Here is a 21,258-nt window from a genome sequence, read left to right as displayed (position 1 = left end):
TCGGGACGCGCTTCCTCTCGGCTAGCCCTTGCCGCCGACTTCCTTGGCGAAGGTGTCGCGCAGGCCGATGGTGCGGTTGAACACCAGCCGGTCCGGCGTCGAATCCGCGTCGCGCACGAAATAGCCCTGCCGCTCGAACTGCACCGGATCGGGCGAATTGCTCTCGGCGATCGCCGGCTCGACGCGCGCATCCTTCAGCACTTCGAGCGACTGCGGATTGAGGTCGGCGGCGAAATCGGCCGCGTTCGGGCTCGGATTGGCGAACAGCTGGTTGTAGATACGGATCTCCGCAGGCTTCGACTGCGCCGCCGGCAACCAGTGCATCGTCGCCTTGACCTTGCGGCCGTCGGGCGCATTGCCGCCCTTGGTTAGGGGATCGTAGGTCGCGCGGAGTTCGACGATCTCGCCGGCGTCGTTCTTCACCACGCCGGTGCACTTGATGAAGTAGGCATAGCGCAGCCGCACCTCGTTGCCGGGCGAGAGGCGGTAGAACTTCTTCGGCGGATTCTCCATGAAGTCGTCGCGCTCGATATAGAGCTCGCGGCCGAACGCGATCTTGCGGGTGCCGGCTTCCGGATTGTCGGGATGGTTGATCGCCTCGATCTCCTCGACCTGCCCTTCCGGATAATTCTCGATCACCACCTTGAGCGGCCGCAGCACCGCCATCCGGCGCAGCGCCGTGCGGTTCAGCTCCTCGCGGATGCAGAATTCGAGCATCCCGACATCGACCACGCTGTTGGCCTTGGCGACGCCGATGCGCTTGATGAATTCGCGCACCGCGGCCGGCGGCACGCCGCGCCGCTTCAAGCCGGCAATGGTCGGCATGCGCGGATCGTCCCAGCCCGAGACGTGGCCGTCACGGACGAGCTGGGTCAGCACGCGCTTGGACAGCAGCGTATAGGTCAGGTTGAGCCGTGCCATTTCGTACTGGCGCGGCTTCGAAGGCACCGGCAGCTTGTCGAGCAGCCACTCATAGAGCGGGCGGTGATCCTCGAACTCCAGCGTACAGATCGAATGGGTGATGCCCTCGATCGCGTCCGACTGGCCGTGCGCGTAGTCGTAGCTCGGATAGATCGACCATTTGTCGCCGGTACGCGGATGATGGGCGTGCAGAATGCGGTAGAGCACCGGATCGCGCAGGTTGATGTTGCCGGCGGCCATGTCGATCTTGGCGCGCAGCACGCGGGCGCCGTTCGAGAACTCACCGGCCTTCATGCGGCGGAACAGATCGAGGTTCTCCTCGACCGAGCGGTCGCGGAACGGCGAGTTCTTGCCGGGCTCGGTCAGCGTGCCGCGAGACAGCCGGATTTCCTCCTGGGACTGATCGTCGACATAGGCATAGCCGGCCTTGATCAGACCCTCGGCCCAATCGTACAGGCGCTCGAAATAGTCCGACGCATAGAACAGGTTGGCTCCCCAGTCATAGCCGAGCCAATGGACGTCGGCCTGGATGGAGTCGATGTACTCCTGCTCCTCCTTGGTCGGATTGGTGTCGTCGAAGCGCAAATTGCACTGGCCGCCGAACTCCTGCGCGATGCCGAAATTCAGGGCGATCGACTTGGCGTGGCCGATATGCAGGTAGCCGTTCGGCTCCGGCGGGAAACGGGTCACGATCCGGTTGTGCTTGTGGGAGGAGAGATCGGCCTGGACGATGTCGCGGATGAAGTCGCGCCCTGCCTCTGCCGTCGTGTCAGTCGTCATCAAAGGGTTCCCTGGAGGAGTCAGCTCAACCTTCTGCCAAATTCGTGCCGTCCGGCCAAGTCTGGTTTCAAGCCTGGTTTCAAGTCTGGTTTGAGGCCTGGTTTGGTGGGCAAAAGGTCAGCCGGGGGTTTAGTTATGTCCGGTTCCTGATATACACCACCGCCGTCTCAGCATACGTCTCGCTCGATCATGACCAAACCCGTCGTTACCCGCTTCGCCCCCTCTCCGACCGGCTTCCTCCATATCGGAGGTGCCCGCACCGCGCTGTTCAACTGGCTCTATGCCAGGAAGCTCGGCGGCAAGATGCTGCTCCGGATCGAGGACACCGACCGCGAACGCTCGACCAAGGAGGCGATCGACGCCATCCTGGACGGCCTGAAGTGGCTCGAGCTCGATTGGGACGGCGAGGTCATCTACCAGTTCAGCCGCGCTGCCCGCCATCGCGAGGTCGCCGAGAGCCTGCTCGCCGCCGGGCGCGCCTATTACTGCTATGCCTCGCCGGAAGAGCTCACCGCGATGCGCGAGAAGGCGCGCGCCGAGGGCCGCACCCGCCTCTATGACGGCATGTGGCGCGACCGCGATCCGGCCACCGCGCCCGACGGCATCAAGCCGACCATCCGCCTCAAGGCGCCGCAGACCGGCGAAACCGTGATCGAGGACCAGGTGCAGGGCCGCGTGGTCTGGCAGAACGAGAACCTCGACGACCTCGTCCTGCTGCGCGGCGACGGCACCCCGACCTACATGCTCGCGGTCGTGGTCGACGACCACGATATGGGCGTCACTCACATCATCCGTGGCGACGACCACCTGATCAACGCCGCGCGTCAGAAGCAGATCTACGACGCGCTGGAGTGGGAACTGCCGAGCATGTCCCACATTCCGCTGATCCACGGTCCCGACGGCTCGAAACTGTCGAAGCGCCATGGCGCGCTCGGCGTCGACGCCTACCGCGCGCTCGGCTACCTGCCGGCCGCCTTGCGCAACTACCTGGTCCGGCTCGGCTGGAGCCATGGCGATCAGGAGATCTTCTCGACCCAGGAGATGATCGACGCGTTCGACCTCTCGGGCATCGGCCGCTCTGCGGCGCGGTTTGATTTCGCCAAGCTGGAGAACCTCAACGGCCACTATATCCGGCAGAGCGACGATCAATCCCTCGTGACCCAGTTCGAGAGCGTGCTGGATTATGTTCCCGAGGGTGCCGCGCTGAAGGCCAAGCTCAACGACACCACCCGCGCGCAATTGCTGCGGGCGATGCCGAGCCTGAAGGAGCGCGCCAAGACGCTGATCGAGCTGATCGCCGGCGCCTATTTCATCTTCGCCGATCGTCCGCTCGCGCTCGATCCGAAAGCTGTGGCGCTGCTGACGCCGGAAACGCGCGCGTTGATCGGCCGCCTGCGCACCGCGCTGGAAGCCGTCAACGACTGGACGGCGGAAACCACCGAGACCGCGATGCGGAATTTCGCCGAGCAGAACAACCTGAAACTCGGCGCCGTCGCCCAGCCGCTGCGGGTAGCACTGACGGGACGCACGACGTCGCCGGGCATATTCGACGTGCTGGCCGTGCTGGGACGCCAGGAGTGCCTTGCCCGCCTCGCCGATCAGGCGGCGTGATCCTGCATGGACCCCCTCCAGGGTCCATCTTGCAGCGCACATGGCAATGAGCTACCCAATCCCGGACGCTTTCTCCACAAGCCGTTCCGCCCCGCCATGGGCCGCAATTTAGCGACTGGGCAAGGTCGGTTTTCGCAACGAATTCATCGGGGATATCACGATGGACGCAAAATCCAGCAAGACAGCCACACTCACCATCGGCAACAAGAACTACGATTTCCCGATCCTGAGCGGCACGGTTGGGCCTGATGTCATCGACATCGCCAAGCTCTACGGCCAGGCCGGGGTGTTCACCTACGACCCCGGCTTCACCTCGACCGGCAGCTGCCAGTCGAAGATCACCTACATCGACGGCGACGCCGGCGTGCTCGAGTACCGTGGCTATCCGATCGAGCAGCTCGCCGAGCACGGCGACTTCCTCGAGACCTGCTACCTGCTGCTGTACGGGGATCTTCCGACCCCGGCGCAGAAGAAGGACTTCGACCATCGCGTGATCCATCACACGATGGTGCATGAGCAGATGGCGCGGTTCTTCCAGGGCTTCCGCCGCGACGCTCATCCGATGGCGATCATGGTCGCCGCCGTCGGCGCGCTCGCCGCGTTCTATCACGACTCCACCGACATCAACGATCCGCGTCAGCGCATGATCGCCTCGATGCGGATGATCGCGAAGGTGCCGACGCTGGCGGCGATGGCCTACAAGTACACGGTCGGCCAGCCCTTCGTGTATCCGAAGAACTCGCTCTCGTTTGCCGAGAACTTCCTCAACATGTGCTTCGCGGTCCCCTGCGAGGACTACAAGATCAACCCGGTGCTCGCCGACGCGCTCGACAAGATCTTCATCCTGCACGCCGACCACGAGCAGAACGCCTCGACCTCGACGGTACGTATCGCCGGCTCGTCGGGCGCCAACCCGTTCGCCTGCATCGCGGCAGGCATCGCCTGCCTGTGGGGCCCGGCGCATGGCGGCGCCAACGAGGCCGCGCTCAACATGCTCTACGGCATCGGCAAGGTCGAAAACATTCCGGACTTCATCGCCAAGGTGAAGGACAAGAACAGCGAAGTTCGCCTGATGGGCTTCGGCCACCGCGTCTACAAGAACTACGATCCGCGCGCCAAGATCATGCAGAAGATGTGTCACGCGGTGCTGAAGGAGACCGGCCACGGCGACGATCCGATGCTCAAGGTCGCGATGGAGCTCGAGAAGATCGCGCTCAGCGATCCCTACTTCATCGATCGCAAGCTCTATCCGAACGTCGACTTCTATTCGGGCATCACGCTGAAGGCGATGGGCTTCCCGGTCTCGATGTTCACCGTGCTGTTCGCGGTCGCCCGCACCGTCGGCTGGATCAGCCAGTGGAGCGAGATGATCGAGGATCCGCAGCAGAAGATCGGCCGTCCGCGCCAGCTCTACACCGGCGTCGCACGCCGCGACTATGTGCAGATCGACAAGCGCAAGTAAGCTGCATCGCTGAAGAGAATCCGGGACGGCGCCATCATTCCTGATGGCGCCGTTTTCGTTTGCCCCGCGCAACTTCGGTCGCGATCGCGTCAAGGCGCGGCAGCCAGAACGCCCTGAACCGGTCGAGCCAGTCGTCGACCTCGCGCAGCCGCGCCGGCTCGACCGCATAGATGCGGCGCGTGCCCTCGGCACGCACCGACGCGAAACCGGCGTCCCGCAAGATCCGCAGCTGCTGCGACACCGCCGACTGGGTGATGCCGAACTCGCGCTGCACGACCGCAACGACGTCGCCCGAACTGTGCTCGCCGGTCGCAAGCAGTTCCAGGATGCGCCGGCGGACGGGATCGCCGAGGATGTCGAAGGCGTGCAAGGTCGCTAAAGCGCGATGAGACTGCATCGTCATCCCGCTTTAGCTCTTCGTTTGAGCATGATCTCCGCGCAAACGCTTCGCGTTTGTCGCGAGGGAAAACCGCTTCACACTTTTCCGGATCATGCTCTAGCCTCCGCTCCCCGGCTCCGGCTCGCCGCAATAGGCCGCCGTGGTGTTTGCGGCCGATCTGCGCGCCGCAGCCTCCTCGGTGCCCGCCGCGATCGAGGCCCTGCACCAGTCCTCGCTGGCGCGGCGGATGAATTCCTTGCCGTCGCCGGTGGCTGGCCAGGCGGACGCGGCGGCGCGGTCGAATTCCTCGCCGGGCGGCATGGCCAGATAGAGCGCGAGCCCTAGCAGCGCGAGATCCCAGCCGACGCCGACCGCACCGGCCCCGTAGCGGTCCCAGAAGTCGCCCTCGATCACCGAGAGGTGTTCCAATTCCAGGCGCGTGGCGTCCGGGCCATTCTCGGCCAGCGTGACGCTAACCCAGCTGACCGTGCCCATGGACTCCCACGTGACGGCAAGCCGGCGCGGTGGCTCACACGTCGTGATCTCGCCGCCCGCATGGCCCTGGAACTGATAGCGGCCGCCAAGCCTCAGGTCGCCCGAGATCGGCAGGAACCAGCGCGGAATGCGTTCGGGGTTGGTCAGCACATCCCAGAGATCGGCAATGTCGGTGTCGTAGCTGCGGGTCGCGATCACCGCCCGGGCCGGCTTGCCGTCGCGTTCCCGGAAGGCGACTTCGCGAATGACGGCTCCGAGATAGGCGACCGGGTCGATCTTCATGGCATGCTCCGTCCTAATATTAGCTATTGCTAATATTAGGACGGTCTAAATATTCAGCGCAAGCGAGATCGTTGCGGCGGGATGTCGCCACTGAACTGAACGAGGACACGATCGATTGGCTAGGCCGAACGGCGGCCCATTTCCGCCAGCACGATGTCGGCGGCGCGGACGCTCGGCGGCTGGTCGCCGGTCGACATCTTCCCGTCCATCGTCGCGAACCCCACGAGCTGCCGCAGACGATCGGGCGAATCCGCAAGCACGTCGCCCAGCGCCGCCGCGAGCTCGTCCGGCGTGCAGTCCTCCTGCAGGAACTCGGGAATGATATCGCTGCCGATCACGAGATTGGCGAGGATCACCGAGGACACCCGGATCGCGCGGCGCAGGATGAACGCCTCGGCGGCGCCGACGCGATAGGCCGTCACCATGGGAATCCCTGACAGCGCGAGCTCCAGCGTCACCGTGCCCGACTTCGCGAGCGCAGCGCGGGCGACACGGAACGCGGCGCGCTTCTCGGTCTCGCCGATCGCGAGCCGCGGCACCACCGGCCACGACGCGACGCCCTCGCGCACCATCGCCTCGAGATGCGGCATGGTGGGAAGCACGAGCTCGAACGGCGTTTGCTTGTTGAGCTGGCCGAGCGCGGTGCCGAACAGCGCCAGATGATGCCTGATCTCGCTGCGCCGGCTTCCGGGCAATACCAGCAGCACCGGAGGCTGCGCATCGCGCCGCTTCTGCTCCTCCTCGTTCGGGCGCAGCGTGGCGAGCTGCTCGGTCAGGGGGTGGCCGACATAGCTGCACGGCGGTCCCTGCAGCTTGCGATATTCCTCCGGCTCGAACGGCAGCAGCGCGAGCACGTGGTCGACATAGCCCCGCATCGCGCGCGCCCTGCCCGGCCGCCAGGCCCAGACCGACGGGGATACGTAATCGACGATCGGAATGTTCGGGTTGCGGGCGCGGACGCGACGGGCGACGCGGTGGGTGAAATCGGGGCTGTCGATGATGACGAGCATGTCAGGCGCGTCGGCGAGCACGGCATCGGCGGTGCGCCGGATCAATCGCAGGATTTTCGGCAACTGCTTCACGACGGCGGCAAAGCCCATGATCGAGAGCTCTTCGATCGGAAACAGCGGGGCGATTCCCTGAGCAGTCATCGCCCGACCGCCGACGCCGGAAAACTGCACGGCATCGCCGAGCCGCTGGCGCAGCACCTGCATCAGCGCCGCGCCGAGGCGGTCGCCGGATTCCTCGGTCGCGATGAGGAAGATCTTGCGAGCGGTGCTGGGGCTGCGCAGCTGCATCAGCCCGCCAGCCCGATGACAAACAGCCCCCTGGCGTCGGCGGCCTCGACCAGGGCCTGCGGCTCGGCGGCCAGCGTATTGCCGGCGATCACGGCGATGCCGGCGATACCGGCTGCTGCCGCGCCCTCGACCGTCCGCGGGCCGATGGTCGGCAGATCGAAGCGCAGATCCTGCCGGCTCTTCGGAGCCTTCACCAGCACGCCGCGGCCGGCCTTGGCGCGAACGCGACCCTCGGCGCGCAGCCGCGCGACGCGCGCGAGCAGCCCGTCGGTACCCTCGATATCCTCGACCGCTACCACATGACCGTCGATCACCACGGCCGCCTGACCGATGTCGAACGGGCCGAGCGCGTCAAGCACGCCGCGTCCGCGCGCGATGTCGGCGAGCGCCGTGCTGTCGGGCGCCGCGCGCGTCACGGCGCCCTCCGGCATCAACAGATCGGGCGCGACATCCTTGATCCCGACCATGCGGAAGCCCTGCTGCTCGAGGATGCGGCCAACACTCGACAGCAAATGATCGTCTCCGCCGCGAAATGCGCGCACGACGTGGCCGAGCAGGCGCAGCGTGCCCCAGTCGAGCCGAATTTCCGACAGCGCGGGCCGCACCAAGGTGCCGATGAAGATCAGATCGCGGCAGCCTTCGTCGCGGAACAGCCGGGTCGCCCGCCCGAGCTGGCCGACCGAGATCCAGCGGTGACGGAACCGCTGCGCGCGCGCCGGATCGCAGGCGCCGCGCAGCGCGAACAGCACCGGCGTGATGCCGCGCGCAACCAGGGAGTCGGCGACCGCGAACGGCATGGCGCCGCCGCCGGCGATGACGCCGACCGGCGAGGAAAGCGAGGGAGCCGCTGACGTCATGCTGGCGGCCATCCCCTGCTCAATTGGTATCGGCGGGAAGGCAGAGCGGGCGCAGCTTGCCGCCCTCGATGAAGGCCAGGATTTCCGCAATCGCCGGATCCTCGCCCGCCAGCGGCTGCACCGAGGCGAGCCGCTCGGCGAAGATGCCGGGGCCGTGGAACAGCTTTTGATAGAACGCGCGCACCGTCGCCAGCCGCGCCTTGGTGAACTGGCGGCGCCGCATGCCGATGATGTTGAGTCCTTCGAGAACCGCGTACTGACCGTTGGCGAGGCCGAACGGGATGATGTCGCCGCGCACGCCGCAGACGCCGCCGATCATCACCTGCGAGCCGACGCGGGTGAACTGGTGCACAGCCGACAGGCCGCCGATATAGACGAAGTCGCCGATCTCGCAGTGGCCGCCGAGCGTCGCCGACGTCGCGAAGATCACGCCATTGCCGACCATGCAGTCATGGCCGACATGGCTGTTGTTCATGAAGAAGCCGCGATCGCCGACGCGCGTGAGCCCGCCGCCCTTGACCGTGCCGACATTCATCGTCACGCCCTCGCGGATCGTGCAGGCTTCGCCGACTTCGAGGCGGGTCGGCTCGCCGCGATAGCTGAGATCCTGCGGCGGCCCGCCGAGCGCGGCGAACGGCGAGATGATGCAGCCGGCGCCGATCCTGGTATGCCCGCTGATCGTGACATGCGCGATCAGCTTGCAGTTCTCACCGAGCACGACGTTGGGGCCGACGATGCAGTACGGACCGATCTCGGTGCCGGCCCCGATCACAGCGCCATCGGCAATCCGCGCAGTCGGGTCGATCATGCTCATGAAATTTCGGTCCGGAATTCGTTAATGGCGCCAAGATGCTATCGAGGCGCCAGCCTATCGATTTGGGCGGTCGTTAGCGCGACTTTGCCCGCCCTGTCCAGTGACGTATCATGACCGCCTGTTGCAAGAGAAGGTCGCAACCGATCCATGGTCCGGGCCGCCGCGCTGATCCTCAGCCTGCTCTCTGCGCCAATCGGCCCGGAGACGGTCGATCTCGGCAACAGCACGGCGGTCGACCTCTCGAGCTTCGAATGCCGCGACATCAACCGCAGCACGATCGTCCAGCGGGTCTGCTACAGCACGGATCAACGCGCGCTGCTGGTCGCGGTCAGAGGCAGCTACCAGCATTATTGCGGCGTCCCTGCCGAAACCTACGACGCGCTGATGAACGCGCCATCGATGGGCATCTTCCTCAATCGCGTCCTGCGGATCGCGGGCGCGGACGGCCGCTACACCTGCACCACGTGGACCGGCGCGGCCTAATCCGTCAGCATCGCACCGACATCGGCTTCGGCGACGACCTGACCGTTGACCTTGGCATCGCCGTGAAACCACCACATCGTCTTGCGCCGGCCGAGCGAGCGCATGTGATACTCGATGGTGTCGCCGGGCATCACCGGCTTCCTGAACTTGCACTTGTCGATGGTGAGGAAATACACCGCGCGCGGCTTCTCGGTGCCCTCGACCGACTTGATGCCGATGACGCCGGCGGTCTGGGCCATCGCCTCGATCATCATCACGCCGGGGTAGACCGGGCGGTCCGGGAAGTGGCCCTGGAACGGCGGCTCGTTGAAGGTGACGTTCTTGATGCCGATGCCGCTGTAGTCGGTGCGGATCTTGATCACCCGGTCGATCAGCAACATCGGAAAGCGATGCGGAAGCGTCTTCAGGATATCGTTGATATCCACCAGCTCGAATTTGACCGGTGCCTCCTCCATCACTCCTGCCCCTCACCTTTGGCTTCGTTGTCGCGCACCAGACGCTCCACTGCGATAATTTCCCTGAACCACTGCTTGGTCGGCTTGGCGAAATGCCCGCCCCACCGACCGTTGGCCGGGATGTCGTCCTTGACCGCGCTCATCGCCGTCACCTGGGCGCCGTCGCCGATCTTGAGGTGGTTGTTGATGCCCACCTTGGCGCCGAGCGCGACATTGTCGCCGATGGTCAGGCTGCCGGCGAGCCCGATCTGGGCCGCCAGCAGGCAGTGCCGGCCGATCGTCACATTGTGGCCGATCTGGACCTGATTGTCGATTTTGGTGCCCTCGCCGATCACGGTGTCGCGCAGGGAACCGCGGTCGATGGTCGAGGCGGCGCCGACCTCGACATTGTTCTGGATCACCACGCGGCCGGTCTGCGGCACCTTCACATGGCCGGCCGGCCCGAAGAAGATGAAGCCATAGCCGTCCTGGCCGATATTGCAGCCGGGATGGATCAGGACGTTGTTGCCGATCAGCGCGAACTGAATGGTGGTCTTGGCGCCGACATTGCAGTCGCGGCCGATCTTGACATCGGCCCCGATCACCGCGCCGGCGCCGATGATGGTGCCCGAGCCGATCTCGACCCGCGGGCCGATCACGACCAGCGGATCGACGATGACGCCGTCCTCGAGGCGCGCGGTGGGATCGATGATCGCCGACGGCGCGATCCCCTCGGTGTCGAACCAGGATTGCGGCCGCAGGGCATCGGCGTGCCATTGCCGGGCGAGCTCGACGAACACCTGGAACGGCTTCGCCGCCCGCAGCACGGCCGTGCCCTTCGGCACCTGCGCCTCGAAGCGCGGGCTGACCAGACACGCCCCGGCCTTGGTCGCGGCAAGCTGGTCGGCGTATTTCAGATTGTCGAAAAAGGCGAGATGCATCGGACCGGCCTCGTCGAGCGAGGCCAGCCCCCTGATCTGAAGCGCGCCCCTTTCGGGGTCGACCAGTTGCGCCTTCGTCAGCGCGGCTATTTCAGCCAGCGATGACGAAGGAGGACTCTTGTAGAAGATCGGCTGCGCCATTCCATCCGTCGCAGTCCGGTTGGCAATCGGTCTTAGAACGTCGTACCGCCGCCAAACCGGAATTCTTGCGTGCGGTCAAACGCACCCTTGGTCAGCGGCACCGCGTAGTCGAAGCGCAGCGGGCCGAACGGTGACTGCCAGATCAGGCCGACACCGACCGAGGTGCGGACAACCTTGCTGTCGTCGTAGCTCAGGCCAAGGCACGTACCCGGAGACGGCGGATTGTTCGTCGGCCTGACACAGCCAGGCACGTTGACTTCGCCGGTCGCCGCCCACGAGGTCGGGCCCTGGTAGTCGTACAGCCCGCCGGCGTCGGCATAGACCGCGCCCTTGAGCCCGACTTCCTTCGGCAGGAACCAGAACGGCATCTGCAGTTCCGCCGACACGCCCCAGTACTTGGTGCCGCCGATGGCATCCATGGTGCCGTACGGGTTGATGTCACGCGGACCGATGCCGTTCGGCGCGAAGCCGCGGACCAGGTTCGGGCCCATCTGGAAGTGGTCGAGCATGCGCAGATCCGAGGTCCCGAGCTTGTTCAGGATGCCGCCCTGGGCGTGGATCACGCCGACAATGTCGGAGACCAGCGGGGTGTAGTACTTCGCGTCGATCGCGGTCTTGATGTAGCTGACGTCACCGCCAACACCGGCGAAGTCCTGCTTGAAGTCGACGATCAGACCGTCGGTCGGGTTCTTGTTGTTGTCGAGCGTGTTGTAGTTGAGCGTGTAACCCAGCGCCGATGTGAGGGTCTTGCCGCCCGCCAGCTCCTTGCGGACCGGCAGCGAGGCTTCGCCGTCAAAGAAGCAGCCGAGACCATTGGTCGACACCAAGCTGATCCCGTTCAGGTTCGCATAGGCCGGGCTCGGATTGAACGCGGGGTTGGGCGTTCCATCCGGCAGGGTCGGCACGTTGTTGCAGTTGTTCAGCGTCGACGGCAGGGTGATTTCCTGCTGGTAGATCGAGTAGCGCAGCTGCAGCGACAGATCTTCCCGCAGGCTGAAGCCGAGCCGCGGGCTGAACCCCAGCGTCTTGGTGCCGTAGGCGATGTAGCTGTTGGACAGCTGCTGGCGCTGATAGAGGTCGAGGCCGAGCGCGACGCGGTAGTCGAGCAGATAGGGCTCGACGAACGACAGCGAGTAGCCGCGGGCATACTGGCCGTAGGTCACCGACGCCTTCGCGTACAGGCCGCGGCCGAGCAGGTTGCGCTCGGAGACGCTGACTTCGGCCAGCGCGCCGTCGGTGGTCGAGTAACCGCCCGACACCGAGAAGTCGCCGGTCGATTTCTCCTCGAGATCGACGATCAGGATGACGCGATCGCTGGAGGAGCCCGGCTCGGTGGTGATCTTCACCGTCTTGAAGAAGTCGAGGTTCTTCAGCCGGCGCTCGGCGCGGTCGACCAGCGCACGGTTGTAGGCGTCGCCTTCCGAGATATCGAACTCGCGGCGGATCACGTAGTCGCGGGTACGGCTGTTGCCGCGGATGTTGATGCGCTCGATATAGGTGCGCGGACCTTCGTCGATAGCGAAGGTGATCGACACCGTGTGATTGTCGAAGTTGCGATCACCGCGCGGCCGGACCACCGCGAATGCGTAGCCGCGGCGCGATGCCTCGATCTGCATCTCCTCGACCGACTTCTCCAGCGCCTCGGCGTTGTAGAGCGAGCCGACATTGACGCGCGAGTAGGTGCGCAGCGCGTTCGGGTCGAGCGTTGCGATCGACGACGTATAGTTGACCGACGCGACGCGGTACTGCTGGCCTTCCTCGATCTTGAAGGTAACCAGGAAGCCCTTCTTCTCGGGATCGTATTCGGTCAGCGCGGCCACGACCTGGACGTCGGCATAGCCGTTCTTGAGATAGAAGCGACGCAGCAGGTCGCGATCGGCCTCGACCCGGTCGGGATCGTAGACGTCGTTGCCGCCGAGGAAGCTCAGGATGTTCGATTCGCGGGTCTTGATGACGTCGCGCAGACGGGACGCCGAATAGGCGCTGTTGCCGATGAATTCGATCGACCGGACGCCGGTCTTCACGCCTTCATTGACCTCGAAGATCAGGTCGACGCGGTTGTTCGGCTGCTCGATGATCTGCGGATTGACCCGCACGTCATAGCGGCCGGACCGACGGTAGATTTCGGCGATGCGCAGGGCGTCCGACTGGACCATCGGGCGCGAGAACGTGCCGCGCGGCTTGGACTGCACTTCAGCGGTGAGCTGTTCGTCCTTGATCTTCTTGTTGCCCTCGAAGGCAACGCGGCCGATCACCGGGTTCTCGACCACGACCACGACGAGGCGCCCGCCCCGCTGGTCGATATGGACGTCCTGAAACAGGCCGGTCTCGATCAGCGCCTTCAGACCGTCGTCGATCTGGGCCTGGGCCAGCCGACCGCCCGGTCCGGGATGGAAGTAGGAGCGGATGGTTTCAAGCTCGACACGGCGGTTCCCCTCCACCGTGATCGAATCGACGGTCTGCGCCGACGCAGGCACAGACACAGCTACGGTCGCCAAGGTGGCAACCACCGGCGCGGCGAACATGACCAAGGCGGCGAACAGCCCCCCCCTCACTCGCATTCCAAACATCATGCGCAATGCGCCCTTATCTTAACGATGCCAGATCGTTCCCCAACGACCCGACAGATTCCCAACCTGCCGCTCAGCTTGTAACCAAATTTGCCGGGGGGGCAAACTTACTAGAGCCGAACATTTCCATTTTCGTTCCAAGACGTTGCCCATTGGCAACGCCACAAAAAAGCCCGTTTCAGGACCCGGCGATCCTGAGGATGTCGTTATACGTCGCAAACACCATCAGCATCAGGACCAGACCCAGCCCGATTCGGAAACCCACCTCCTGCGTCCGCTCCGACAGCGGGCGCCCGCGCAGCGCCTCCGCGCTGTAGAAAAGCAGGTGTCCGCCATCCAAAAGCGGGATCGGAAACAGGTTCAGCAGGCCGATCGAGACCGACAGGATGGCGCAAAGATTGATCACGAACTGGAACCCGGCGCTCGCGGCCTGCCCCGACAGCTTCGCGATTCCAATGACGCCGCTCACCTCGGCCGGATTGCCGGTTCCAACGAACAGCGAGCCCAGGAACTTGAACGTGCTGGAAATGATGTACCAAACCTGCTCGACGCCGATCTTCAGGGCCTCCAGCACGCCGACCGAGGCGCTGGTCGCTTCGCCGACCTGAGCCTTGTGCTCAATTCCGAGCACGCCGATTCGGTGGGCATTGCCGAAGGGGTCCTTGACCTCCCGGAGCGCCGGCGTCGCCTTGAGCGCGACAATCGCACCATCGCGCTTCACCTTAAATCCAAGCTCTGAACCAGCATTCGAAGCTACAATCCGCTGCATGTCGGCGAAGCTCTGGATCGCGCTGCCGTCGATATCCACGACGACATCGCCGACCTTGAAGCCGGCGTTCGCGGCGACGCTTTCGGCCACTAAGCCGTCGACCCGGGCAATCGTGCTCGGCTTGCCGTAGTAGAGCGCCATGCCCGCGAAAATCAGGGCGCCGAGAATGAAGTTCGCCACCGGGCCGGCCGCAACGATGGCGGTGCGCTTTCCGACCGATTTGTGATGGAAGCTGCCTTCACGCTCTTCCGCCGTCATGGCGGCGAGCGTCTCGGTGGACGGCGTCGAAGCCTCGCTGTCGTCGCCGAAGAATTTGACGTAGCCGCCGAGCGGAATCGCCGAGATCTTCCAGCGCGTGCCATGCCGGTCGTTGAAGCCGGCGAGCTCCGGGCCGAAGCCCAGCGAGAACGTCAACACCTTCACGCCGGCCCAGCGCGCGACCAGGAAGTGGCCGAGCTCATGGAAGAAGACGACGATGGTCAGGACGAAGAGGAAGGGAACGATGGTACCGAGAAGCCCATGACTCAACGCATTGATACTATGAATAAAATACTCGGGCATTCGATTTTCCCTCGACAAGAGCCAAAGGCTCCGTCCCCAACCCTCTAGGTTGCCTTTAAGGCAATTTGAGGCAATAGGGCGGCAGCTTTATTTCGCGCGATATGGTCAACGGAAATCGCATCATCCGCCGAGTGCAGTGGTGGCTGATTCCCTGACTTGATCCAATCGTTCATCGTCGCCTCGACCAGCCGGGCGATCGCGCCGAACTTGATCTTGCCGGCGATAAACGCGGCGACCGCGATCTCGTTCGCAGCGTTGTAGACCGTCGTCGCGCCGTGCCCCATCCGCAACGCCTCGTAGGCCAGCCGCAGCCCCGGGAAGCGCTCAAAATCCGGCGCCTCAAAGGTGAGCTGTCCGACCTTGGCGAGGTCGAGCTTGGCGGACGGGCCGACGACGCGGTCGGGCCAGCCGAGGCAATGCGCGATCGGGATCCGCATATCGGGCGTGCCGAGCTGGGCGACCACCGAGCGATCGGAGAACTCGACCATGCCGTGGATGATCGACTGCGGGTGCACCAGCACGTCGATTTCGTCGGGCGTCAAAGCGAACAGATAGGACGCCTCGATCACCTCGAGACCCTTGTTCATCATCGAGGCGGAATCGATCGTGATCTTCTGCCCCATGCTCCAATTCGGATGCTTCAGCGCCTGTTCCAGCGTCGCCTGCTCGATGTCGGCGGGCGCCCAGGTACGGAACGGGCCGCCGGACGCGGTGATGATCACCCGCGTCAGTTCCTCGCGGTTGCCGGAAGCCAGCGCCTGGAACAGCGCATTGTGCTCGGAGTCCGCCGGCAGGATGCAGGCGCCGGCCTTCCTCGCCCGCTCCATGAAGATATCGCCGGCACAGACCAAGCATTCCTTGTTGGCCAGCGCGACGGTGGCGCCACGATCGACCGCGGCAAGCGCAGGCTTCAGCCCGGCCGCGCCGCTGACCGCCGCCATCACCCAATCGGCCGGCCGCGCGGCCGCTTCGATGATCGCGCTCTCCCCGGCCCCGCATTCGGTCCGGGTTCCGGTCAGCGCGTCCTTCAGCTCCGAAAGCTTCGCCGGATCGGCAATGGCGGCGAACCGCGCGCCGAATTCCTTGGCCAGCTTGGCGAGGCCCTCGACATTGCTGTTCGCGGTCAGCGCCTCGACCCGGTAGCGGTCGCGCGCGCCACGCAGCAGGTCCATAGTGCTGTCGCCGATCGAGCCGGTGGCACCGAGGACGGTTACAGTCCGCAGGGCGGATGCCGCCGCGGCCTTGTTGTTACGCAACGGAACTGCGCTCATCTCATCACCAAACCATAAGACCGCGCCCGACGCCATCGGCGCCACCACGGAGAAAGCCGAAAATCGCCGCCACAATGACGGCCGCGACAAATCCGTCCAGGCGGTCCAGGAGGCCGCCGTGACCGGGAATGATGTGACTCGAATCCTTCACGCCGAACCGCCGCTTCACCGCGGATTCGAAGAGATCGCCAAGTTGCGAGACCACCGACAACACGGCGCCGAGCATCAAGAGCGGACCGGTCGAGCCGATCTCAAGGGCGGCAAAGCCGGCAGCGACCAGCAGGCTCGCCCCGAAGCCGCCAACCGCGCCCGCCCATGTCTTCTTCGGGCTGACCCGCACCCAGAGCTTCGGCCCGCCGATACTGCGGCCCGCGAAGTAGCCGCCGATATCGGTGACCCACACGATCAGCAACACGAACATCAGCGCGGCAAAGCCCTTCGCCGTGTCGAGGCGCAGCAGGACCGATGCAATCTCGGCCCCTGCCGCATAGAGCAGTCCCGCAATGGCCCAGTTGCGCCGCGCGCCGGACGTCAGCGCCACAACAACCGCACCGGCGGCGAGTACGATCAGGGCCGCATCGATACGGCCGGCCATCAGGCATAGTCCGGCGAGCAGCAACGCGACCACGCCGGGCACCACGACACGGAGCTCGCGTCCGAGTCCGGTGACAACAAGCCATTCCGCGAACAATCCGGCCGCCGCCAATGTCACGAGGAGCGACCAGGCGACGCCGCCCATATAGGCCAGCGCGATCGCAACCGGCGCCAGCACCAGCGCCGCAATCACGCGCATCGCGAGATTGCGCGACCCCTCCTCGTTTGCTGCCGCCGGCGCGGCCTCGCCCTCGGTCACGATCCGGTTTTCGCAGCGAGCCCGCCGAACCGGCGCTCGCGCTTGCCGTATTCCGCAATCGCGCCTTCGAGCGCCGCCTTGTCGAAATCCGGCCAGTGAATCGGCACGAACACGAGTTCGCTATAGGCGGCCTGCCACATCAGGAAGTTGGACAGACGCTGCTCGCCGCTGGTGCGGATAATCAGATCCGGATCCGGAATGTCGGGCGCATCGAGATATTGCCCGAGCGTGTCGGCATCGATGGAGTTGGCGTCGCGCTTGCCTTCGGCGACCTCGCGCGCAAGGCGCCGCGCCGCGGCGGCGATCTCCGCCCGCGAACCATAGTTGAAGGCGACCACAAGGCTGAGCTTGACGTTGTTCTTCGTCAGCTCCTCTGCCTCGTTGAGCAGCGCGCAGATGTCGGCGTCAAGCCCGTCACGCTCGCCGATCACGCGCACCCGCACCCCGTCACGATGCAGCGTCGCCAGATCGTTGCGGATGAAGCGGCGCAACAGGCCGAACAGATCGCCGATCTCGCTCGCGGGCCGCGACCAGTTTTCCGAGCTGAAAGAAAAAATGGTGAGATAGACGATGCCGAGTTCATGGGCCGCACGCACCACGCGGCGCAGCGCTTCGACGCCGCGGCGATGGCCCTCGACGCGCGGCAAGCCGCGCGAAGCGGCCCAGCGCCCGTTGCCGTCCATGATGATGGCCACATGCAACGGACTGCCGGAGCGATCCGGTCCGTCAGCTGCTGGGGCGGCGGCGTTCGACATCGGCTCGTTCCCGTAGCGCCTTCAGACCGTCAGGATTTCCTTTTCCTTGGCGGCAAGCAGCTGATCGACTTCGGCGATCACGCCGTCGGTCGCCTTCTGCACCTCGTTCGACAGGCGCTCCTGATCGTCCTCGGAGATCTCGTGATTCTTCTCGAGCTTCTTGATCACGTCGAGGCCGTCGCGGCGCACGTGGCGTACCGCGACCTTGGCCGCTTCCGCGTATTTGTGCGCGACCTTGACGAGCTCCTTGCGGCGCTCCTCGTTGAGTTCGGGAATCCGCAAGCGCAGCACCTGTCCTTCGGTCGCCGGCGACAGGCCGAGGTTGGAGTCGACGATTGCCTTCTCCACGGCCTTGACCATCGTCTTGTCCCAGACCTGCACCGAGAGCAGGCGCGGCTCGGGCACGCTGATGGTGGCAACCTGGTTGAGCGGCATATGCGAGCCGTAAGCCTCGACCTGGACCGGCTCCAACATAGAGGCCGCGGCACGGCCGGTGCGCAGGCCGCCGAGCTCGTGCTTGAGCGATTGCGTGGCGCCCTGCATGCGGCGCTTCACGTCGTTGATGTCAAAACCAGCTGCGGCCATGACGTTTCTCCCTTTCACTAGAAACCGGCTGTCGACGCCCTCGGGCCCAAAATCTGGACCCGGAGGCGCGGCAATCAGCCGGCGACGACGGTGCCGTGTCCGGTACCGCGCAGAATCGCACCGATCGAACCGGGCTCCGCGATAGAGAACACGATGATAGGCAGCGACGTCTCGCGGGCAAGTGCGAAAGCGGTCGCGTCCATGACCTTGTAGCCGCCCTCGATCGCCTGCGAATGGGTTAGGCGGTCGAAGCGCTTGGCTTTGGGGTCCTTCTTCGGATCGGCGCTGTAGACGCCGTCGACATTGGTGGCCTTCAGCACCGCCTGCGCACCGATTTCGGCCGCGCGGAGCACGGCGGTGGTGTCGGTCGTGAAGAACGGGTTGCCGGTTCCACCGCCGAGCAGGACGATGCGTCCCTCGGCGAGATATTTGTGCGTTGCACTACGGGTGAACAGCTCGGAAATCTCCGGCATCACGAATGCCGACAAGGTCCGCGCCGGGGTTCCCTTGCGCTCGATCGCCGCCTCCAGCGCGAGGCAGTTCATCATGGTGGCAAGCATACCCATGGTGTCGCCGGTCGGCCGGGAGACGCCGCGCGAGGACACCTCGACGCCACGGACGATGTTGCCGCCGCCGATCACGACGGCGACCTCGATACCGAGCTTGCGGGCTGCGATCAGGTCGTCGGCGATGCGATCGACCGTCGGTTGATCGATACCGAACCCGTGGGAGCCGGCCAGATATTCGCCGGACAGCTTGATCACCACGCGACGATAGATCGGCTCAGCCATGATGCGATCGCTTTCTTATCCCGCGCAGGCAGGCCTCCGGCGCGGAGCGCCGGACGCCTTGGTGTCAGCGGTTACTTCTTGCCGCTGGCGGCCGCGACTTCGGCGGCGAAGTCACTTTCCTGCTTCTCGATTCCCTCACCGAGAGCATAGTTCACAAAGCCAGCGATTTTGATCGGCCCGCCGACCTTACCCTCAGCTTCCTTCACCGCCTGGGCAACCGACTTGCCGCTATCGTGGATGAAGGCCTGATCGAGCAGGCAGACCTCCTTGTAGTAGGTCTTCAGGCCGGAATCGACGATCTTCTCGATGACGTTCTCCGGCTTGCCCTGCTGGCGGTACTTGTCGGCCAGCACGTCCTTCTCGCGCTTGACGGTCTCCGGATCGAGCCCGGCCGGGTCGAGCGCCAGCGGCTTCGCCGCCGCGACGTGCATGGCGAGCTGGCGGCCGAGCACCGCGAGCTCGTCGGTCTTGCCGGCGGACTCCAGCGCCACGATCACGCCGATCTTGCCGGCGCCCTCGACGACCGCGTTGTGGACATAGCTCGACACCACGCCCTTGCTCACCTCGAGCGAGGCGGCGCGGCGCAGCGTCATGTTCTCGCCGATGGTCGCGATCGCGTCGGAGATCGCGGTCTCGACGGTGACGTCGCCGACCTTGGCCGCCTTGATCTTCTCGACGTCGGCGCCGTTGTGCAGCGCGACCTGGGCGATCATCTTGACCAGGCCCTGGAACTGCTCATTGCGCGCAACGAAGTCGGTCTCCGAGTTGACCTCGACCAGCACGCCCTTGGTGCCGGAGGTCAGCGCGCCGATCAGGCCCTCGGCCGCGACGCGGCCGGCCTTCTTGGCGGCCTTGGAGAGGCCCTTCTTGCGCAGCCAGTCCTGCGCTTCCTGCATGTCGCCGTTGTTCTCGGTCAGCGCCGCCTTGCAATCCATCATGCCCGCGCCAGTCGACTCGCGGAGCTCCTTGACCATCGCTGCTGTGATCGTTGCCATCGTTCAATGTCCTTCTTGCCTGTACAGAAACCGCGGCGCCCGATGGCGCCGCTATCTGCAACAGGGAGATCGTTGTTCGTGGAATAGAAGCGGCGGCCGGGCGAGACCCGGCCACGCCGCGTAGCCTTTATTCCGCTTCGGCGAGCGTCTTGGCCTGGGCGACCCAGGCGTCGGCACGGCTCGGCAGACCGACTTCTTCGCCGATCTTGTGCGCGGTGTCGTGGTCGAGCTCGGCGAGCTGCCAGTAGTGGAAGATGCCGAGGTCGTTGAGCTTCTTCTCGATCGCACCGGACACGCCGGTGAGCTTCTTGAGGTTGTCGGCGGTGCCGCGCGGGCCGGCGAGGCCCTGGAAGCCGGACGGCGCAGCCGCCGGAAGGTCTTCCTGCACGGGCGTCGCCGACGCGCCGATGTCGATTCCGGAATCGCCCTGAGCGCGCGAGATGCCGTCGATGGCGGCGCGCGCCACGAGATCGCAATACAGCGAGATCGCGCGGCCGGCGTCGTCATTGCCCGGCACCACATAGGTGATGCCCTTCGGGTCCGAATTGGTGTCGACGATCGCCGCGACCGGGATGTTGAGCCGCTGGGCTTCCTGGATCGCGATGTCTTCCTTGTTGGTGTCGATCACGAAGATCATGTCGGGAAGGCCGCCCATGTCCTTGATGCCGCCGAGCGAACGGTCGAGCTTGTCGCGCTCGCGCTGCAGCGTCAGCCGCTCCTTCTTGGTGTAGGAGTTGGCTTCGCCCGACGACAGCACGTCGTCGAGATGACGCAGGCGCTTGATCGAGGCCGAGATCGTCTTCCAGTTGGTCAGCGTGCCGCCGAGCCAGCGCGAGTTGACGAAGTACTGCGCCGAACGCTTGGCAGCGTCGGCAACGCCGTCCTGGGCCGAGCGCTTGGTGCCGACGAACAGGATGCGGCCGCCCTTGGCGACGGTATCGCTGACCGCCTGCAGGGCACGGTGCAGCATCGGCACGGTCTGCGCGAGGTCGATGATGTGGATGTTGTTGCGGGCGCCGAAGATGTAATCCTGCATCTTCGGATTCCAGCGGTGGGCCTGGTGGCCAAAGTGAACGCCAGCTTCAAGCAACTGACGCATAGAAAAATCGGGTAGCGACATAGTGATAATTCTCCGGTTGGTTCCTCCGGAAACGTGTGAGCAAACGCGCCTGAATGGCCCGGTTGCCACCGGACGGCCTTGAGAGCCATG

General features: G+C 65.1%; 20 protein-coding genes. 3 read left to right on the top strand and 17 right to left on the bottom strand.

Going from position 1 to position 21,258, the window contains the following annotated elements; translation table 11 throughout:
* Positions 1–21: 21 nt before the first annotated feature.
* Complete coding sequence (locus tag Q2M23_RS03315) at positions 22–1,701, bottom strand: glutamine--tRNA ligase/YqeY domain fusion protein (protein ID WP_076825395.1); 1,680 nt, start codon at positions 1,699–1,701, stop codon at positions 22–24.
* Between the two features lie 189 nt (positions 1,702–1,890).
* Here Q2M23_RS03315 and gltX point away from each other — a divergent pair, with 189 nt between their 5' ends.
* Together gltX and gltA are read left to right on the top strand one after the other, a co-directional pair.
* Complete coding sequence (gene gltX / locus Q2M23_RS03310; protein WP_028334021.1) at positions 1,891–3,312, top strand: glutamate--tRNA ligase; 1,422 nt, start codon at positions 1,891–1,893, stop codon at positions 3,310–3,312.
* Positions 3,313–3,472: 160 nt separating this feature from the next.
* Positions 3,473–4,774 (top strand): citrate synthase, encoded by a 1,302-nt coding sequence (gltA, locus tag Q2M23_RS03305; protein ID WP_028339667.1) that lies wholly within the window; start codon positions 3,473–3,475, stop codon positions 4,772–4,774.
* A gap of 34 nt (positions 4,775–4,808) precedes the next feature.
* Here gltA and Q2M23_RS03300 read toward each other — a convergent pair whose 3' ends face one another.
* The 5 genes from Q2M23_RS03300 to lpxA all read right to left on the bottom strand — a co-directional run bounded on the left by Q2M23_RS03300 (position 4,809) and on the right by lpxA (position 8,899).
* Positions 4,809–5,177 (bottom strand): ArsR/SmtB family transcription factor, encoded by a 369-nt coding sequence (locus Q2M23_RS03300; RefSeq protein WP_246786912.1) that lies wholly within the window; start codon positions 5,175–5,177, stop codon positions 4,809–4,811.
* Between the two features lie 93 nt (positions 5,178–5,270).
* Positions 5,271–5,930, bottom strand: coding sequence for an SRPBCC family protein (locus tag Q2M23_RS03295; RefSeq protein WP_076825392.1), 660 nt, complete (start codon positions 5,928–5,930; stop codon positions 5,271–5,273).
* A 119-nt stretch (positions 5,931–6,049) separates the two neighbouring features.
* Complete coding sequence (lpxB, locus tag Q2M23_RS03290) at positions 6,050–7,228, bottom strand: lipid-A-disaccharide synthase (RefSeq protein ID WP_316394200.1); 1,179 nt, start codon at positions 7,226–7,228, stop codon at positions 6,050–6,052.
* On the bottom strand, positions 7,228–8,085 hold the full coding sequence (locus tag Q2M23_RS03285; RefSeq protein WP_076825416.1) for an LpxI family protein: 858 nt from the start codon (positions 8,083–8,085) through the stop codon (positions 7,228–7,230). The genes lpxB and Q2M23_RS03285 overlap by 1 nt, the downstream gene beginning before the upstream one ends.
* Before the next feature lie 19 nt (positions 8,086–8,104).
* Positions 8,105–8,899, bottom strand: coding sequence for an acyl-ACP--UDP-N-acetylglucosamine O-acyltransferase (gene lpxA / locus Q2M23_RS03280; RefSeq protein WP_028334015.1), 795 nt, complete (start codon positions 8,897–8,899; stop codon positions 8,105–8,107).
* Positions 8,900–9,046: 147 nt separating this feature from the next.
* Between lpxA and Q2M23_RS03275 the strand changes: the two genes are divergently transcribed.
* Positions 9,047–9,382 (top strand): KTSC domain-containing protein, encoded by a 336-nt coding sequence (locus Q2M23_RS03275; RefSeq protein ID WP_316394197.1) that lies wholly within the window; start codon positions 9,047–9,049, stop codon positions 9,380–9,382.
* Here Q2M23_RS03275 and fabZ read toward each other — a convergent pair.
* The 11 genes from fabZ to Q2M23_RS03220 form a co-directional block, all read right to left on the bottom strand.
* Entirely contained in the window at positions 9,379–9,837 is a 459-nt protein-coding gene (gene fabZ / locus Q2M23_RS03270; RefSeq protein ID WP_016841580.1) for a 3-hydroxyacyl-ACP dehydratase FabZ, read from the bottom strand. The genes Q2M23_RS03275 and fabZ overlap by 4 nt on opposite strands.
* The gene (gene lpxD / locus Q2M23_RS03265) at positions 9,837–10,898 is read right to left on the bottom strand and encodes a UDP-3-O-(3-hydroxymyristoyl)glucosamine N-acyltransferase (RefSeq protein ID WP_316394195.1); all 1,062 of its coding nucleotides are present in this window, start codon (positions 10,896–10,898) and stop codon (positions 9,837–9,839) included. Before lpxD ends, fabZ begins: the two co-directional genes overlap by 1 nt.
* Before the next feature lie 32 nt (positions 10,899–10,930).
* Entirely contained in the window at positions 10,931–13,471 is a 2,541-nt protein-coding gene (bamA, locus tag Q2M23_RS03260; protein WP_057016498.1) for an outer membrane protein assembly factor BamA, read from the bottom strand.
* A gap of 175 nt (positions 13,472–13,646) precedes the next feature.
* Entirely contained in the window at positions 13,647–14,798 is a 1,152-nt protein-coding gene (rseP, locus tag Q2M23_RS03255) for an RIP metalloprotease RseP (protein ID WP_028339659.1), read from the bottom strand.
* Between the two features lie 44 nt (positions 14,799–14,842).
* Positions 14,843–16,069 (bottom strand): 1-deoxy-D-xylulose-5-phosphate reductoisomerase, encoded by a 1,227-nt coding sequence (dxr, locus tag Q2M23_RS03250; RefSeq protein ID WP_316394193.1) that lies wholly within the window; start codon positions 16,067–16,069, stop codon positions 14,843–14,845.
* Between the two features lie 4 nt (positions 16,070–16,073).
* Positions 16,074–16,922 carry a phosphatidate cytidylyltransferase gene (locus Q2M23_RS03245; RefSeq protein WP_316394191.1) on the bottom strand — a complete coding sequence of 283 codons (849 nt, stop codon included), beginning with the start codon at positions 16,920–16,922 and terminating at the stop codon, positions 16,074–16,076.
* A complete protein-coding gene (locus Q2M23_RS03240; RefSeq protein ID WP_057016496.1) occupies positions 16,919–17,677 on the bottom strand; it encodes an isoprenyl transferase in 759 nt (252 codons plus the stop codon). Before Q2M23_RS03240 ends, Q2M23_RS03245 begins: the two co-directional genes overlap by 4 nt.
* 21 nt (positions 17,678–17,698) lie before the next feature.
* Positions 17,699–18,262 (bottom strand): ribosome recycling factor, encoded by a 564-nt coding sequence (frr, locus tag Q2M23_RS03235; RefSeq protein WP_028334007.1) that lies wholly within the window; start codon positions 18,260–18,262, stop codon positions 17,699–17,701.
* A gap of 74 nt (positions 18,263–18,336) precedes the next feature.
* On the bottom strand, positions 18,337–19,053 hold the full coding sequence (gene pyrH / locus Q2M23_RS03230; protein ID WP_028334006.1) for a UMP kinase: 717 nt from the start codon (positions 19,051–19,053) through the stop codon (positions 18,337–18,339).
* A 71-nt stretch (positions 19,054–19,124) separates the two neighbouring features.
* Complete coding sequence (tsf, locus tag Q2M23_RS03225; protein ID WP_057016494.1) at positions 19,125–20,048, bottom strand: translation elongation factor Ts; 924 nt, start codon at positions 20,046–20,048, stop codon at positions 19,125–19,127.
* 127 nt (positions 20,049–20,175) lie between these two features.
* Complete coding sequence (locus Q2M23_RS03220; RefSeq protein WP_057016493.1) at positions 20,176–21,168, bottom strand: 30S ribosomal protein S2; 993 nt, start codon at positions 21,166–21,168, stop codon at positions 20,176–20,178.
* Between the last annotated feature and the right edge of the window lie 90 nt (positions 21,169–21,258).

It is taken from the genome of Bradyrhizobium sp. 33ap4, from assembly GCF_032654765.1.
Lineage (GTDB): Bacteria > Pseudomonadota > Alphaproteobacteria > Rhizobiales > Xanthobacteraceae > Bradyrhizobium > Bradyrhizobium australafricanum.
Note: the sequence above shows the minus strand (reverse complement) of the source record. Positions and strands in the feature narration are given on the sequence as shown.

Coding starts and splice junctions, on each gene's coding strand:
- Q2M23_RS03315 (WP_076825395.1), bottom strand. CDS start 1,701: ATGACGACTGACACGACGGCAGAGGCAGGGCGCGACTTCATCCGCGAC.
- gltX (WP_028334021.1), top strand. CDS start 1,891: ATGACCAAACCCGTCGTTACCCGCTTCGCCCCCTCTCCGACCGGCTTC.
- gltA (WP_028339667.1), top strand. CDS start 3,473: ATGGACGCAAAATCCAGCAAGACAGCCACACTCACCATCGGCAACAAG.
- Q2M23_RS03300 (WP_246786912.1), bottom strand. CDS start 5,177: ATGACGATGCAGTCTCATCGCGCTTTAGCGACCTTGCACGCCTTCGAC.
- Q2M23_RS03295 (WP_076825392.1), bottom strand. CDS start 5,930: ATGAAGATCGACCCGGTCGCCTATCTCGGAGCCGTCATTCGCGAAGTC.
- lpxB (WP_316394200.1), bottom strand. CDS start 7,228: ATGCAGCTGCGCAGCCCCAGCACCGCTCGCAAGATCTTCCTCATCGCG.
- Q2M23_RS03285 (WP_076825416.1), bottom strand. CDS start 8,085: ATGACGTCAGCGGCTCCCTCGCTTTCCTCGCCGGTCGGCGTCATCGCC.
- lpxA (WP_028334015.1), bottom strand. CDS start 8,899: ATGAGCATGATCGACCCGACTGCGCGGATTGCCGATGGCGCTGTGATC.
- Q2M23_RS03275 (WP_316394197.1), top strand. CDS start 9,047: ATGGTCCGGGCCGCCGCGCTGATCCTCAGCCTGCTCTCTGCGCCAATC.
- fabZ (WP_016841580.1), bottom strand. CDS start 9,837: ATGGAGGAGGCACCGGTCAAATTCGAGCTGGTGGATATCAACGATATC.
- lpxD (WP_316394195.1), bottom strand. CDS start 10,898: ATGGCGCAGCCGATCTTCTACAAGAGTCCTCCTTCGTCATCGCTGGCT.
- bamA (WP_057016498.1), bottom strand. CDS start 13,471: ATGATGTTTGGAATGCGAGTGAGGGGGGGGCTGTTCGCCGCCTTGGTC.
- rseP (WP_028339659.1), bottom strand. CDS start 14,798: ATGCCCGAGTATTTTATTCATAGTATCAATGCGTTGAGTCATGGGCTT.
- dxr (WP_316394193.1), bottom strand. CDS start 16,069: ATGAGCGCAGTTCCGTTGCGTAACAACAAGGCCGCGGCGGCATCCGCC.
- Q2M23_RS03240 (WP_057016496.1), bottom strand. CDS start 17,677: ATGTCGAACGCCGCCGCCCCAGCAGCTGACGGACCGGATCGCTCCGGC.
- frr (WP_028334007.1), bottom strand. CDS start 18,262: ATGGCCGCAGCTGGTTTTGACATCAACGACGTGAAGCGCCGCATGCAG.
- pyrH (WP_028334006.1), bottom strand. CDS start 19,053: ATGGCTGAGCCGATCTATCGTCGCGTGGTGATCAAGCTGTCCGGCGAA.
- tsf (WP_057016494.1), bottom strand. CDS start 20,048: ATGGCAACGATCACAGCAGCGATGGTCAAGGAGCTCCGCGAGTCGACT.
- Q2M23_RS03220 (WP_057016493.1), bottom strand. CDS start 21,168: ATGTCGCTACCCGATTTTTCTATGCGTCAGTTGCTTGAAGCTGGCGTT.